Consider the following 15,718-nt stretch of genomic DNA (forward strand, 5'->3'; position numbering starts at 1 on the left):
GAAGATTTCTCCACCTTTTCTTACATTTCGGTAACAGAACAGACCGCCAATCTTACATTTCGGTAATGATCGTATTCTTTCATTGCCCGTTCATTTGCAAAGCGGGATACTTGGTCTATGTCGCACTGCAACAGGTGACGGTTCGCTTCCATCGGAGACAGATTGCATGCGGGTTTGGAAACAGCTCCTCATAAGCCTCGGCGTCATTTCGGCCGGGGTCTTGCTCTGGGGTCGCTTCGTGCCCGGGGCGAACGACATGCTGGAGGCCGCGGGCCTCCCCGGCACGCTCGTCGCAGCCATCGCGCCGGCCGGTGAAGGCCAGACCGAGGGGGGCCGCGAAGGCGGCCGCCGCGGCGGTTTCGGCGGTGGCCCGGTGCTCGTCGCCACCAAGCCCGTCGCCATGTCCGTCGTCAACGACCGGCTGAACGCCATCGGCGACGGCGAAGCGATCCGCACCGTCACGGTGACACCTTACGCCACCGGCAACCTCACCGAAGTGCTCGTCGAATCCGGCGACCGGGTGGAGCACGGCCAGGTGATCGCCCGCCTCGACAGCGACGAGCAGCGCATTGCCGCCGACCAGGCGCGTGTGGCGCGCGAAAGCGCGCAGCAGAAGCTGAAGCGCGTCCAGAGCATCAAGTCCTCCATGAGCGTCGCCGAATTGCAGGATGCCGAGACCGCGCTGAAGGCGGCCGAACTGGTGTTGCAGAATGCCGAACTGACGCTGCGCCGCCGCGATATCACTGCGCCCTATGGCGGCGTGGTCGGCATCATCTCCGTCAATGCCGGCGATTACGTCACCACCACCACGGCGATCGCCCGCATCGACGACCGCTCGGAAATCCTCGTCGACTACTGGGTGCCGGAGCGGTTCGCGACGAGCATACGCGTCGGCGGCGACGTCTCGGCGACCGCGGTCGCGCGGCCGGGCGAAACCTTCAACGGCAAGGTACAGGCGATCGACAACCGCATCGACCAGGAGAGCCGGACGTTGCGCGTGCGTGCGCGCATCGAAAATCCCGAGGACCTGCTGCGCGCCGGCATGTCCTTCCAGGTGACCATGCAGTTTGCCGGTGATCTCTATCCGAGCGTCGATCCGCTCTCCGTGCAGTGGAGCGCCGAAGGCTCCTATGTCTGGCGCGTCAAGGGCGAGAAGGTCGAGCGCGTGCCGATCCACATCATCCAGCGCAACCCGGACAAGGTGCTCATCAAGGCCGAGATCGGCGAGGGCGACCAGATCGTCACCGAGGGCGTGCAGACGCTGCGGCCGGGCGGCGCGGTGCGCACCGCCGAGCAGGACGGCCAGGTGACGTCCTCCGTGACGGAGGGTACGTAATGTCGGGCGAGGGGAACGGCGTCAACGAATCCGGCAAGGCGGGTTTTACCGCGCTTTTCATTCGCCGGCCGATCTTCGCCCTCGTGCTCAACACGCTGATCGTCGTTGCCGGCCTTGCCGCCTTCAACGGCGTCGAAATCCGCGAACTTCCCTCCGTTGACCAGCCGGTCATCAGCGTCTCGACGGAATTCGACGGCGCTTCGCCGGAAACGGTCGACCGCGAACTGACGGACGTGATCGAAGGGGCGGTCTCGCGCGTCCAGGGCATCAAGGACATTTCCTCGCAGTCGTCCTTCGAGCGCAGCCGCGTCACCCTGCAATTCTCCGACACGACGGACGTCAACCAGGCGGCAAACGACGTGCGCGATGCGCTCGGCCGCGTGGCAAACCAGCTTCCCGATGGCGCGGACGAACCGCGCGTCGTGAAGGCCGATGCCGATAGCCAGCCGATCATGCGGCTCGCGCTGACCTCCGATACGCAATCGCTCGAAGACCTGACGCTGCTGGCCGAAAACGAGATTACCGACCGGCTCGCCTCGGTCGAGGGCGTTGCTGACGTTGCCGTCTACGGCGACCAGGAGAAGATTTTTCGCGTCGATGTCGATCAGTCGAAGCTTGCGGCGCGCGGCCTGACGGTCGCGGACCTGCGCAATGCGCTGGCGACCGCCGCCTTCGACGTGCCGGCCGGCTCGCTGAAGAGCCAGAGCCAGGACATCACGGTTCGCGCGACTGCCGACCTCGCGACCCCGGCCGATTTCGAGAACCTCATCATTAAGAACCGCGTGCGCCTCGGCGACGTCTCCATGGTGACGATGGGGCCGGACGAGGGCTCGACGGCGTTGCGCTCCAACGGGCGCCAGGGCATCGGGCTTGGCATCATCCGTCAGGCGCAGTCGAACACGCTCGATATTTCCGCCGGCGTGAAGCAGATGGTGGCGCAGTTCGAGACCATTCTGCCCGAGGGCACCGAAATCAAGATCACCAGCGACGACGCGGTCTTCATCGATGGCGCGATCCACGAAGTGGAGATCGCGCTCGTCGTTGCCGTCGTCATCGTCACGCTCGTCATCTATCTCTTCCTGCTTGACTGGCGGGCGACGCTCATCCCCACGATCAGCATGCCGATCGCGCTGATCGGCACGATCGCCGCCATCTACATGGCTGGCTTCTCCGTCAACATCCTGACGCTGCTCGCCATCGTTCTGGCGACCGGTCTCGTGGTGGACGACGCGATCGTGGTGCTGGAAAACATCGTGCGGCGGCGCGCAGAAGGCCTGAAGCCGCGCGCGGCCGCCATCCTCGGCACGCTGGAAGTGTTCTTCGCCGTCATCGCGACGACCGCCACGCTCGCCGCCGTCTTCATACCGCTCTCCTTCCTGCCGGGCCAGGCGGGGCGCCTCTTCCGCGAATTCGGCTTCGTGCTCGCCTTTGCCATCCTGCTTTCCTCCTTCGTGGCGCTGACGCTATGCCCGATGCTTGCCTCACGCATGCTGACCAAGGATATGTCGCACGGGCATACGGGCCTTCTCGCCCGCATAGGCGGCGCCTGCTCGCGCTTCTATCGATCGACGCTGAGCGCCTGCCTCGGCGCGCCGTTCATCGTCTTCGTCGTTGCGCTTCTCTTCACCGCTGCCGGTGCGACTTCCTTCTTCACCATCAAATCGGAGCTGACGCCAAGCGAAGACCGCTCGATGGTGATGCTGCGCGTGAACGCGCCGCAGGGCGTGTCGCTGGAATATGCGCAGGAGCAGATGAAGCTGATCGAAAACAAGCTTCGTCCGCTCTACAACAAGGGGGAAATCGTCAACATCTTCTCCATTTCGGGGCAGGGCGGTTCCACGAACAGCGGCTTCATGGTGCTCACACTCGCCCAGTGGGACCAGCGCGACCGCACGCAGCAGCAGATCGTACAGGACATCAACCAGGCGGTCGGTTCGGTGCCCTCTGTGCGCGCCTTCGCCATGCAGCCGAACAGTCTCGGCATCCGCGGCGCCGGCAACGGCCTGCAGGTGGCGCTCGTCGGCAACGACTATACCAAGCTCGGCAATGCCGCCGCCGAACTGGTGCGCAAGATCGAGGACAGCGGCCGCTTCCAGAACGTGCGCCTGAACTACGAGGCCAACCAGGCCCAGCTTTCCGTCACCGTCGACCGCGAACGCGCCGCCGATCTCGGCATCGACATTACCGGCCTTTCCGCCGCCTTGCAGGCCATGCTGGAGGGCACGAGCGTCGTCGACATCTATGTCGAGGGGCAGGCCTATCCCGTAAAGCTCTCTTCGACGACGCAGCCGATCAACGACCCGACGGACCTGGAGAACATCTTCCTCAAGACCGGCGACGGCAAGATCGTGCCGATGTCCTCCATCGCCTCGCTGGAGGAGCGCGCCGTCGCGCCCCAGCTGTCGCGCGAGCAGCAGTTGCGCGCCGTCTCGCTTTCGGCGGGTCTGAAGGATGGTCTGGCGCTCGGCGATGCGTTGACGCTGGTGCAGGACATGGCAGAGCCCCTGCTGCCGGAGGGCTCGCGCCTGATGCCGATGGCGGAAGCCGCGACGCTTCAGGAAAATTCCGGCGGCCTCTTCGTCACCTTCGGCTTTGCCATCGTCATCATCTTCCTGGTGCTCGCTGCGCAGTTCGAGAGTTTCGTCAGCGCCGTAATCATCATGGTGACGGTGCCGCTGGGCCTTGCCTGCGCCGTTTTCGCGATGATCCTGACTGGCACGACGCTCAACATCTACAGCCAGATCGGGCTCGTGCTGCTCGTGGGCATCATGGCGAAAAATGGCATCCTGATCGTCGAATTCGCAAACCAGTTGCGTGACCGCGGCCAGGATGTGCGCAGCGCCATCGAGGATGCCGCCAATATCCGCCTGCGCCCGGTGCTGATGACGATGATCGCCACCGTCGTCGGCGCGGTGCCGCTGGTGCTGGCGAGCGGTGCGGGTGCTGAAGCCCGCATCTCGCTCGGCTGGGTGCTGGTCGGCGGTCTCGGCCTTGCGACGGTCGTCACGCTCTACCTGACGCCCGTCGCCTATCTGGTGATCGCCCGCTATACCAGCCCGCATGCGGACGAGGAAAAACGCCTTGCCGCCGAATTGCAGCATGCCGACGCCCTCGCCAAGGCCGGCGACGGCGCCCTGCCGCAGGCGGCGGAATGAGCCTCTGCGGCCATGACCTGATATTGCGGCTGGACAGCCGGGCGCCAATTTGCTGAGTAAACCCGCACAGGCAGTGAGGGGGAAACGATGGCATTGACGGATATCAAGGGCGGCGCGCGCAACGAGGCGGGCATCGCCGAGGCGCTGGCACGGCTCGCCGATCGTTTCGGCCCGCGGTTCCAGACCGGAGAGGCGATCCGGAGCCAGCACGCGCACACCACCACCTATATCCCCGCCCAGCTTCCCGACGGTGTCGTCTTCGTCGAGACTGCCGAGGAGGTGAAGGCGGTCGTCGGCCTTTGCGCGGAGCTGAAGGTGCCGGTCATCCCCTTCGGCACCGGTTCCTCGCTGGAGGGGCAGGTCAATGCGCCGAACGGCGGCATTTCCATCGATTTCAACAACATGAAGCGCGTGCTCGAAGTGAATGCCGAGGATCTCGACTGCACCGTCGAGCCCGGCATCACCCGCGAGGAGCTGAACACCTATCTGCGCGATACCGGCCTGTTCTTCCCGATCGATCCCGGCGCCAACGCCTCGATCGGCGGCATGGCCTCGACGCGCGCCTCCGGCACGAATGCCGTGCGCTACGGCACGATGAAGGACAATGTGCTGGCCGTGACCGCCGTGACGGCGACCGGCGAGGAAATCCGCACCGCCCGGCGCGCGCGAAAATCCTCCGCCGGCTACGATCTCACGCGCCTCTTCGTCGGCGCGGAGGGCACACTAGGCGTGCTGACCTCGATCACGCTGCGCCTCCAGGGCATTCCCGCGGTCATCGCCGGCGGCATCTGCGGTTTCCCGACGCTGAAGGATGCCTGCGACGCCGTGATCATGACCATCCAGCTCGGCATCCCCGTCGCCCGCATCGAGCTCGTCAACACGTTGCAGATCAAGGCCTGCAATGCCTATTCCGGCCTGACGCTGCCGGAGCAGCCGACGCTTTTCGTCGAGTTCCATGGCAATGCGGAAAGCGTGCGCCTGCAATCGGAGGAGTTCGGCGCGATCGCGGCGGATTTCGGCGGTGGTGAATTCCAGTGGACCGCGGACGCCGAGCAACGCGCGAAACTCTGGAAGGCGCGGCACAATGTCTACTGGGCGGCGAAGGCGCTGCGGCCGGGTTATGCCGTCATCGCGACGGATGTCTGCGTGCCGATCTCGCGGCTGGCCGATTGCGTAGCCGACACCGAGGCCGATATCGAGGAGCACGGCCTGCTCGCGCCGATCGTCGGCCATGCGGGCGACGGCAATTTCCATGTCAGCCTGGTCTTCGACGACAAGGACCCGGCGCATGTGGAGCAGGTGGAAGCCTTCGTCGGTCGGCTCAATGCGCGGGCGCTCGCAATGGACGGCACCTGCACGGGCGAACATGGCATCGGCCAGGGTAAGCAGGCTTTCCTGCCGGGGGAGCTCGGCGGGTCGGTTCTCGTTATGCAGCAGATCAAGCGGGCGCTCGATCCGGACAACATTCTGAACCCTGGCAAGATTTTTTCGACCCTCTCGGACGATTAGACGTTATCCTTATGTGGTTGAAGGAAATTCGAGGCATGCGGCGTGCTTTCTAGGATCATGCTCTTCGTTGGCGGCCTGGTGGTCGTGGCGCTCTTTGCAGCGCTGCTGGCGCCGCTCTTCGTCGACTGGACGAGCTTTCGGCAGGATTTCGAGCGCGAGGCGAGCCGCATCATGGGCCGCACCGTGGTCGTGCACGGTAGTGTGGATGCGCGGCTCATCCCGTTCCCCTCCGTGACGCTCAACGACGTGCGCGTCGGCTCGCCGGAAGATGGCCGGCCGCTGGTCGAGGTCGCGCGTTTCTCGATGGATGCGGAGCTGGCACCGTTCCTCTCCGGCGAGGCTTTGATCTTCGATATGCGCCTTGAGGAGCCCAAGGCGCGCATCAAACTCTACCAGGACGGCACGCTGGACTGGGCGCGGGGCCGCAAGTCCGACATCCCGGCCCGCACCGTCATTCTCGAAAACGTTGCGATCACCGGTGGCGAGATCGAATTCGTCGACGAACAGACCGGCCGCACGCGCCATGTCACCGGGCTCGACGCGCAGGTCTCGGCGAAATCGCTCGGCGGCCCGTGGCGCATCGACGGGCGCGGGGCGCTTGACGGCGAAAGCGGCGCCTTCCAGCTGTCGAGCGGGCAGGTGGAGAACGGCGAGCTGTCGCTGCGCGCCCGCATCGTGCCCGACCGCCTCGCCTTCACCGCCGATCTCGAAGGCGCGATCAAGGTCGCCGACTTCCGCCCGCTTTACGACGGCAATTTCACCGTCTCGGAAAAACCGCGCCCGAAGGGCGAGGGGCCGGCCGATCCGATCCGCGTGACGGGCAAGTTCGAGCTTTCCAACGAGCGCATCCGCGTGCCCGAATACCGCCTGGAGGCGGGGCCTGCCGCCGATCCCTATGTGGTGACCGGTGAGGCGACGCTCGACACCGGCCGCAAGCCGGAATTCCTGCTGATTGCCGACGGCCAGCAGATCGACGTCAACCGCATCGGCAACAGCGGCGAGACCGGCAAGACCGGCCGCGACCCGCAGATGTCCGCCCGTCAGCGGCTTCAGGCCCTGCTGGCGATTGCCGCCGATATCCCCATCCCGCAGGTGCCCGGCCGCGCCAGCCTGTTCCTGCCGGCCGTGGTGGTCGGCGATACGACCGTGCGCGAAATCCGCCTCGACGTGAAGCCGGATGGCGACGGCTGGCGGATCGAGCGGGCGGATGCCATCCTGCCCGGCCGCACCGCGCTGGAGGCCAAGGGGCGGCTGATGCTGCGCGAAAACCGCGGCTTCGTCGGCGACCTGCTGATCGCCTCCAACCAGCCCTCGGGGCTTGCCACCTGGCTCGCCGGTTCGGTGGACCCGGAAATCCGCAAGCTGAAGACCGCCGGCTTTTCCGCGCAGGTGAACCTGACGGATGAGTTGCAGCGCTTCGAAAACCTCGAAATCGCCGTTGGCGGCGCCTCGCTGACGGGGCGGCTGGAGCGGGAATCCCGATCGGACGCGACGCCCGCGCTGTCGCTGGAACTGCGCGGCAACGAGGTGCAGCTGGATTCGCTGCGCGCCCTTGTCGGCCTCGTCGCCGGCGATGCATCGCTGACGACCGTTCTCGATCATTCCATAGCGCTCGACCTGACGGCGGACCGGTTCCTTGCCTTCGGCGAGAGTGCGACGGATGTGAGCGCCGCGCTCTCCGTGAAGGACGGCCTCCTGACGCTGAGCCGCCTCAACGTCGCCTCGCTCGAAGGGGCGGCGCTTTCGGCAAGCGGCACGCTGGGCGGCTCGCTCTTAACGCCGAACGCCGGCCTCGAAATCCGGCTGAAGGCGGCGGCGATGGAGCCGGTCGCGGCCCTTCTGGCGCGGCATCTGCCGGCACATCCGTTGCTGTCGCGTTTCGTCGCCAATGCCGGCTACTACGACAATGCCGATCTCGCCGTTCGCGCCGCCGTGTCCGGCGAGGCGGGCAGCCCGGCGACGATCAGCGTTTCCGGCCCCGTCAACGAGGGGCGGGTCGAGTTCAAGCTTTCCACCGCCACGCCCACCGATCTGCTGCGCGGGCGCAATTTCGAGCTGGACGGCAGCATCTTCAACCCGCAATCCGTCGTGCTTGCCGGTCAGGTCGGCCTCGATCCGTTGCCTTTCGACGCCGACCCGGACGGCAGCGTCACCTTCCGCGTGAACCAGCCGGAAGAGGGCGCGGCGACCGTTTCGGCGGCGTTCAACGCCGGCAGCACGTCGATCTCCGCCAAGGGCACCGCCGCACTCTCCGCCGAGGATTTTCTTGCCGGCACGCTCGCGATTTCGGCCAAGAGCGACGATATCGAGCCCTATCTGATGATGAACGGCATCGCGGTTCCGCAGGCCGGCGCCGGCCTGCCGCTGACGGCGCAGGCGTCCGTTGCGACCAATGCGCAGGCCATCGCGATCACCGACATCACGGGCGAAGCCGATCGCAACGCCTTTTCCGGCAACCTGACGCTCGATCGCACGGCCGCCACGCTGAAAGGTGCCGGCGCGCTGCGCTTCGACACGGTGGATTTCGCCTTCCTGGCGGAGGCGATTGCCGGGCCGGTGAGCGATGTCCTCGAAGGCGGGCTGAATGCCGCGCCGCTGGTGCAGCCGCTCCAGGATGCGGCCGATATTTCCGTGGCGCTCGAAGCTGGTGCGTTCTGGCCGGGGCTTTACGGCGCGGTCGAAGGGTTCAAGGCGAACCTCGTCTGGAAGGGCGGCGAGCTGACCATGACCGACATGGCCGGTGACTGGCTCGGCGGCAAGCTTTCCGGCCGCGTCAAGGTCGCCAATGCTGAGGAGAACGGCCTGTTCGAAGCGCGCACCGAACTTGCCGGCGTCGACCTGTCGAAGATCGTCTGGGCCGGGCCGGAAGGGGCGGCCGCGACGGGCAAGGCGGATGTGACGCTCGCGGTCGATGCCTCGGGCAAGAGCGTGCGCACGATGGTCGAGGGCGCCAGTGGCTCGGGCGAGGTGCGGGTGTCCGATCTCGTCCTGCGCGGGCTCGATACCGGCGCGCTGCCGTCGCTTCTGGCGGAGGCCGATCGCATCGAGGGCGACATCACGCAGGAGCGCGTGGCCGGTTTTGCGTCGAATGCCATCCTGAAGGGCGAGGCGGCGCTGGGCGCGGTGCGCATCCCCTTCGCACTGGCGGGCGGCAAGCTGCGCGTCCAGAGCGTCGCGACCGAGGACGGTAAGGCGGGGCTTTCGGGCGACGCGGATATCGATCTCGCCGGCGACACCATGACGGGACGCCTCGCCGTCACCTACAAGGCGGGCGAGGACGCGCTGGCCGGCGCCGAGCCGGAAGTGGCGCTGTCTTACCGCGGCCTGGTCGAGGCGCCGGGCTTCGAGCTCGATGTGCAGCCGCTCGCCAACTACCTTTCGCTGCGCCGCTTCGAGACGGAGCGCCGGCGGGTGGAGACGTTGCAGGCCAACGTTCTGGAAAAGCAGCGCTTGCGGCGCGAGGCGGCACTTTATCGCTCGCGGGCGGATGCGCGCGCAGCACTTGCGGAAGCGATGCGCCTGCAGATCGAGGAAGAGACGCGGCGGCGTGCGGAGGCGCGCGAACGCGCCGAGAAGGAGCGCACCGCCAGGGAGGCCGCTGAAGAGGCCGAGCGCGCGCGCCGCAAGGCCGCGGACGACGCCCGCCTCTTGCTGGAGGCGCAGGAAGAGGCCCGTCGCCTGGCCGAGCAGCGGGCAGCGGCAGAGGCGCGCAAGGCGGAAGACGAGGCGGCGCGGCGCCGCCTGCCGGTAAACCCGGAAGAAGGCGTCGAGCGGGGCGGCGAACTGCCGCCGCTGGAGGGCGGGCAAAGCCTGAACTTCGACGCGCTGCCGGGCCTCAATTAACGGCGCCGGCTTTTTCCTTCAGCCATTCCAGCACATGCAGGCGCAGCGCCGAGGAGAGGTTGCCGTCGACGCCGCGGCCGTCGTCGATCTCGCGGATGAGGGCGGCGACGGGCATGCCGCGCGCATCGGCAATGGCCCTCAGCTCGTCGTGAAAGGCTGGTTCGAGCGAGAAGCTCGTGCGGTGGCCGTGCAGGGTAGTGGAATATTTGCGGATCATGCCCATCCTTACGCAGTGAATCAGGCGATTGGCAGATCGAATCCGGTATTTCCGGCAAGCGTTTGAAATGTCAGTCTTTGTCGTCGTCGGGCCGCTCGATGTGGCCCTGGTCGAGCGACTTCTGCGCCTTTTCGTTCAGCGCGCGCGTCAGCGTCTTCTCCGCCTTCGTGCGACCGAAGGCGGCGCGCTTCTGCTCGGCCTGCTTTTCCTTTTCGGAGCGGGCTTTCTGCTTGCGGAACTGGCGGAGATTGACGACGTCGCCGCTCATCGCGAAAAACTCAGTTCTTCTTGCGGAAGGAATCGAGCGAGACGACGGAGCCACCCTTGTTGTTGTCGTCGCCACCGGTGGGCGGGGTCGGTTCTTCCGTGGTGGTCTCCTCGACCTTTTCCGCGAAGGCGGGATAGGCGGTGATCTCGGCGGAGTGCTCTTCTTCCTCCTCCACGGCCGGCACGTCGAATTCAAGCTCGAAGCTGACCGACGGGTCATAGAAGCCGCGGATCGCGTTGAACGGGATGACGAGCTTTTCCGGCGTATCGGAGAAGGAGAGGCCGATCTCGAACAGGCTCTCGGTGACCTTGAGGTCCCAGAACTGGTGCTGGACGACGATGGTCATCTGCTCGGCATATTTCGCCTTCAGGTGCTGCGAGATGCGCACGCCGGGGGCATTGGTCAGGAAGGTGATGAAAAAATGGTGCTCGCCGGGCAAGTGTCCCGTGACCGCAACTTCGGACAGAACCTTGCGAATGACGCTGCGCAGCGCGTCCTGGGCGAGAATGTCGTAACGAATGTGGTCTTGCGCCATCAGTTCCTGTCTTTCTTCCAGCCTTTGTCATCAGGCATTGCAACGCGTTCTCATACCTTCCGGCACGAGTCATCTGGCACAGCTATAGACCATTTCAAGGGATTGGAGAAGGTGAAGGCTTCTGTTGCCAGGTGCCTTCGGACCCCGCCTAAGAGTGCGACCCCTTAGGACTTTGAGTGAAGTGTCACACCGCGATTAAGCAGCGAGACGAGCTTCCGCATAGTTGTCGTTTGCAACTACAAGTTTAGCCCGATAACGGTGGTACAATGCCGAGCAAAAAGTCGATCTTTACGCCCTTGTCGATCCTATTTCGCCCCCATCAAAAGCCGGTCGGTCGAAGTTGACCGGTTTTTGGTGGAGGCGCCGGGTACCGCCCCCGGGTCCAATGGGTTTATTACACCGCTCGTTTATTGCCGTAGCTGCCGAAGCAGCACTTCACATATAGGCGCTCTCTTGCGCCAAGAAAAGGGTTTTATGACAAGGATATGTGGAAGTTTGGCTCAGGCGGTTTCGGCCAGCGGCGGAGCGCTGTCCTGCGCCCAGTGTTTCTGGAAATCCGCAAGCGGCATCGGGCGGCCGAAATAATAGCCCTGGAACTCGGTACAGCCGAAGGATTGCAGGAAAACAAACTGTTCCTTCGTTTCGATACCCTCGGCGACGACGGAGAGATCGAGCATGCGGGCGATATCGAAGATGCTTTTCAGCAGGAAGCGGTTGCGCAGGTTTTCCGGCGCCTCCTGCACGAAGGAGCGGTCGATCTTGATCTCGTGGATGGGCAACTGGCGCAGGTAGCTGAGCGAGGAATAGCCGGTGCCGAAATCGTCGAGCGAGATGGTAAGGCCGGCCGCACGCAGCGCCCGCATCTTCTCCACGATCGTATCGATGTCCGTCGCCATCAGGCTTTCGGTCAATTCCAGCTTGAGCCGGGCCGGATCGACCTTGAGCGCCTCGATGCGGCTGAGCACGGAGGCGACGAAATCGGGTTTCATGAACTGGTCGACGCTGACATTGATCGACAGCACGAGGTCGCGCGCGCCGTCCTCCTGCTGCCAGAGGGCCAGCGTCTTGCAGGCCTCCAGCACCACCCATCCACCGATCGCCGGCATCAGCCCGGCCTGTTCGGCAAGCGGAATGAAATCGATCGGCGGCGCATAGCTGCCGTCGGCCTTCTTCCAGCGCAACAGCGCCTCGGCGCCCATCAGCCTGCCCGTCTCGTCCACCTGCGGCTGGTAGAAGAGCTCGAATTCGCGGTTGGCGAGTGCGATGCGGATCTCGCGCGCCTGGTCGAGGTTTCGCGCGAATTCCAGTTGCATGACATAGACGCCGCCGCACAGCATGACCACGGCGATGATCGTGTTCACCCAGGCGCCGAAAAGCCGGTACTCGTCGGCGATCGGCTGGGCGAAGGGAAGCGCGGCCTCGGTGCTGGCGAAGACCACGAAGGCGGCAAGGCAGAGCGCGATGATCACGAGCTGCGCCACCGACTGTTCGCGCCGGTAATTGATGTAGCCGAGCAAAGCGAGCACCAGCAGGAAGAGATGACAGACCCGCGGGGCGGCATCGCTCGGCACGTCGAACAGCAGGCAGAAGACGACGACGATGACGAAAAACGCGATCTGCGAGAACATGAGGGCGGCAGAAAGCTGGTTGCCGCGCGCCAGCGCGAAGCTGGCGATCGCCGTCATCACCACGGCCGCATCCATCGCCGCCAGCGACCACGCCTGCATATAGGCGAAAACCAGGCCCCAGCCGATCGTCAGCGCGCCCACGGCAAGAGAGGCCATGCCATAGGCAAGCCGGAAACGGTGCGAATAGTCCTCAGTCTGTTTCACGGGCGGCGACCGTTCGTTGCGGCCTGGCCCACCGGGCCGGCCATCCGGATACCCCTACCGGAAATTCCTTCAGAAAGTACAAAAATGCCACCAGAAGGCGAGGGCAGACGCCAGGACGCGCCGCAGATCAGGCGTTTATTAGCGCTTGACTTGCCATCACAGCGTGAAAAACATGGGCGTCGGCAGGACCACCATGACGGCGGCGGCCGAGTGACCGGAGAGGAGACCCCATGACCGACTATCTCGCAGATGTCCGCAAATATGACAGCGGTGCGGACGAGGCCATCGTCAAGAAGATCGTAAGCCATCTCGGCATCGCGCTGCGCAACCGCGACTCCTCGCTGGTCTCCTGCTCCGATCCGGACGAGCTGAACCGCGTCAAGGAAAAGTGGTGCGCCAAGAAGTTCGGCATCACCGGCGAGGCCGCCGACAAGGCCGTCGAGGCCGTGTGCAAGGCCATGGCCGACGACCGCACGAAATCGCGCGTCACCTTCTATTATCTCACCGCCAAGGAACTGGGAACGCTCGGCGCGCTGGCCTGAGGAAAACCGGGAAAATCCCTTTTCGCCCTATGGCCGCCGCCGCTCTCGCTTTAGTATCTCACGCTGGACAACGAATCGGCGGCGCCCATGCAGCAATATCTCGATCTTCTCGCCCATGTGATGGAAAACGGCACCGACCGGCCGGACCGGACGGGCACCGGCACGCGCGGCGTCTTCGGCCACCAGATGCGCTTCGACCTTTCCGAAGGTTTTCCGGTGCTGACCACCAAGAAGCTGCACCTGCGCTCGATCATCCATGAGCTGCTATGGTTCCTGAAGGGCGACACCAACATCGCCTACCTGCACGAAAACGGCGTCACCATCTGGGACGAATGGGCCGACGAGAAGGGCGAGCTCGGCCCGGTCTACGGCTACCAGTGGCGCTCCTGGCCGACCCATGACGGCAGGCATCTCGACCAGATCGTCGCGGTGCTCGACGGCATCAAGCGCAACCCGAATTCGCGCCGCCATATCGTCTCGGCCTGGAACCCGGCGCTCGTCGACGAAATGGCGCTGCCGCCCTGCCATTGCCTGTTCCAGTTCTACGTGGCGGACGGCAAGCTCTCCTGCCAGCTCTACCAGCGCTCCGCCGACATCTTCCTCGGCGTGGCGCAGTTTTCCGACATTGCGACGGTACCTTCGGTCTCTGAGGATTGGATTCATTGAGAAATTAGCAGAATGGTACGAGTACCAGCTTGTCTCCGTTTCACCTCACTCGAGCACATTTTGGAAGTCAATTATGAACCGACATGCTGAGTACCAATACCTCGATCTCATGTCCCGCCTGATCGAGAGGGGAGATCGTCGGATTGATCGAACAGGGGTTGGAACGTTGGCGAATTTCGGGGCGATGATGCGCTTTGATCTCTCCGACGGGGTATTTCCTGTCTACACCACGAAAAGGGTGTACTGGAAAACGGCCGTTAAGGAGATGCTCTGGTTTCTTTCAGGGCAGACAAACATCCGGTCGCTGCTGACCGCGAACGTACGCATCTGGTCCGACTGGCCCCTATCTCGCTATCGGAAGGAGACAGGCGAGGAGATTACGCAGGAGTCGTTTGAGGAGCGTATTGTTGCCGATGAGAACTTCGCAATTCAGTGGGGTGATCTTGGACCGGTGTATGGCAAGCAATGGCGTCGGTGGATCGACAAAGACGGCCGCGAACACGATCAGATTGCAGGAGTCATCGATACCCTGCGAACCGATCCAAGCAGTCGGCGAATGATTTTCCACGCTTGGAACGTCGGAGAGCTGGAGAATATGGCGCTCCATCCCTGTCATATGGTCTATCAATTCTATGTTTCAGGGCTTGGGTCTACGGCACCAAAATTGTCGCTGATGGTTACTCAACGGTCGAGTGATCATCTCCTTGGAAACCCGTTCAATATCTGCCAGCAAGCGGCACTTTTGGCGATGGTCGCCCAACAAACTGATCTCGCTCCAGGTGAACTGATATGGTCCGGCGGCGACGTTCACTTGTATCTCAACCATCTTGAACAGGCAAAACAGCAACTCACAAGGGAGCCGAGACCATTCCCCAAACTAAGCTTCGCTCGAAAGCCAGCATCGATTGATGACTATCGAATCGACGACTTCATTGTTGAGGGATACAATCCACACCCACCGATCGAAGCGCCCGTCGCGGTGTAGGTTAACGCGTTGGTCATCTTAAAGCCCCCAATATCTTCAGAGTTTCTATGAAACAAATTCGGATGAGGAGAACGGATAATCTTCATGGTCCAATCTTCTGGCGTTTGCAGACGGCGGAAGAAGTCCTCTCTTAAAGCGCAATGAGCCCTGCCACGACAAGGCGTATGGAGGATGCGGTTTCGAGTGATGTCCACATACTCTAACTGGAATTTGATTGGTCGAGACGTATTCAGCGCCCCTTTCTTTTCGGTTTGTAGTCGACCCGCCAGCGCACTCCCGTGCCGAAACACATCGCCCGTGATACGTCACCCCACCCGAGAAATTCTATACCGTTTTTTTCATAATACTCTCTAAGTCGTACTAGAGCAGGTTGATCTTTTGTCTCGTACGCTTCAAGCGACCGAATTTTGTGCTCCGATATTTTGACCAGTTTCACAAGGTCTGATTGCTTCTTGTTCAAAAGACCGCGTGCCGCAGCAAAGGCAATTCCTGATCCGCGGGTAGCAATGAAGTCATCAGTGGAGCCAATCGGCGGAAGCTGCTCTGGCATTCGCCATCGTACACCGACGTCGCTCGCGCTACCTGTAGCGAGATCGACTTTCCCGAGAAATTCAATCCCCTTGTGCTCGTAAAACGTGCGCAGCCTCAGGATCGTCCCTGGGCTTGGTGCGCTCTCGCTTTCTGCGGCCACGATTGAGCTTCGGGCGACACCCGCTTGAGCCTCGAGTTCGCGTTTGTTGGTTTCCACGCAGAACTGAGCCGGTTTTTCCACCGAGAAGTGAGCCACCTCTGAGTATGGTTTTCTGATCAGGACTTGGTCAAGGGGTTGG

General features: G+C 63.5%; 11 protein-coding genes, 1 other RNA gene and 1 pseudogene. 7 read left to right on the plus strand and 6 right to left on the minus strand.

What is annotated here, in order from left to right:
• Positions 1-166: 166 nt before the first annotated feature.
• The 4 genes from J2Y63_RS23250 (at position 167) to J2Y63_RS23265 (ending at position 9,843) form a co-directional block, all read left to right on the plus strand.
• Positions 167-1,336, plus strand: a complete 1,170-nt coding sequence (locus J2Y63_RS23250; protein ID WP_435268013.1) for an efflux RND transporter periplasmic adaptor subunit — start codon at positions 167-169, stop codon at positions 1,334-1,336.
• Positions 1,336-4,491: an efflux RND transporter permease subunit gene (locus J2Y63_RS23255; RefSeq protein WP_435268014.1), complete on the plus strand. Its 3,156-nt coding sequence runs from the start codon at positions 1,336-1,338 to the stop codon at positions 4,489-4,491. Before J2Y63_RS23250 ends, J2Y63_RS23255 begins: the two co-directional genes overlap by 1 nt.
• Positions 4,492-4,578: 87 nt before the next feature.
• Positions 4,579-6,000: an FAD-binding oxidoreductase gene (locus J2Y63_RS23260; RefSeq protein WP_435268015.1), complete on the plus strand. Its 1,422-nt coding sequence runs from the start codon at positions 4,579-4,581 to the stop codon at positions 5,998-6,000.
• Between the two features lie 57 nt (positions 6,001-6,057).
• Positions 6,058-9,843 (plus strand): AsmA family protein, encoded by a 3,786-nt coding sequence (locus J2Y63_RS23265; protein ID WP_435268031.1) that lies wholly within the window; start codon positions 6,058-6,060, stop codon positions 9,841-9,843.
• Here the strand turns inward: J2Y63_RS23265 and J2Y63_RS23270 are convergent.
• The 5 genes from J2Y63_RS23270 to J2Y63_RS23290 all read right to left on the minus strand — a co-directional run bounded on the left by J2Y63_RS23270 (position 9,836) and on the right by J2Y63_RS23290 (position 12,695).
• A complete protein-coding gene (locus tag J2Y63_RS23270) occupies positions 9,836-10,060 on the minus strand; it encodes a ribbon-helix-helix domain-containing protein (RefSeq protein WP_435268016.1) in 225 nt (74 codons plus the stop codon). The genes J2Y63_RS23265 and J2Y63_RS23270 overlap by 8 nt on opposite strands.
• 70 nt (positions 10,061-10,130) lie before the next feature.
• Positions 10,131-10,328: a DUF4169 family protein gene (locus J2Y63_RS23275; RefSeq protein ID WP_435268017.1), complete on the minus strand. Its 198-nt coding sequence runs from the start codon at positions 10,326-10,328 to the stop codon at positions 10,131-10,133.
• A gap of 10 nt (positions 10,329-10,338) precedes the next feature.
• The gene (locus J2Y63_RS23280) at positions 10,339-10,863 is read right to left on the minus strand and encodes an SspB family protein (RefSeq protein WP_256117051.1); all 525 of its coding nucleotides are present in this window, start codon (positions 10,861-10,863) and stop codon (positions 10,339-10,341) included.
• Between the two features lie 110 nt (positions 10,864-10,973).
• Positions 10,974-11,334: a transfer-messenger RNA gene (gene ssrA / locus J2Y63_RS23285) on the minus strand.
• Between the two features lie 29 nt (positions 11,335-11,363).
• Positions 11,364-12,695, minus strand: a complete 1,332-nt coding sequence (locus J2Y63_RS23290) for a putative bifunctional diguanylate cyclase/phosphodiesterase (RefSeq protein WP_435268018.1) — start codon at positions 12,693-12,695, stop codon at positions 11,364-11,366.
• A gap of 230 nt (positions 12,696-12,925) precedes the next feature.
• Here J2Y63_RS23290 and J2Y63_RS23295 point away from each other — a divergent pair, with 230 nt between their 5' ends.
• The 3 genes and pseudogenes from J2Y63_RS23295 (at position 12,926) to J2Y63_RS23305 (ending at position 14,888) form a co-directional block, all read left to right on the plus strand.
• Positions 12,926-13,237, plus strand: coding sequence for a DUF2853 family protein (locus J2Y63_RS23295; RefSeq protein WP_256117049.1), 312 nt, complete (start codon positions 12,926-12,928; stop codon positions 13,235-13,237).
• 87 nt (positions 13,238-13,324) lie between these two features.
• Positions 13,325-13,846: pseudogene (locus J2Y63_RS23300) on the plus strand (thymidylate synthase); the annotation flags it as partial.
• A gap of 130 nt (positions 13,847-13,976) precedes the next feature.
• Complete coding sequence (locus J2Y63_RS23305) at positions 13,977-14,888, plus strand: thymidylate synthase (protein WP_435268019.1); 912 nt, start codon at positions 13,977-13,979, stop codon at positions 14,886-14,888.
• Between the two features lie 229 nt (positions 14,889-15,117).
• On the opposite strand, the gene J2Y63_RS23310 is transcribed toward J2Y63_RS23305, so the two are convergent.
• Positions 15,118-15,718 (minus strand): hypothetical protein (locus tag J2Y63_RS23310; protein WP_435268020.1); only part of this gene is annotated, 601 nt, incomplete at its 5' end.

The sequence above is a fragment of the Shinella sp. BE166 genome (assembly GCF_051201095.1).
GTDB classification, from domain to species: domain Bacteria; phylum Pseudomonadota; class Alphaproteobacteria; order Rhizobiales; family Rhizobiaceae; genus Shinella; species Shinella lacus.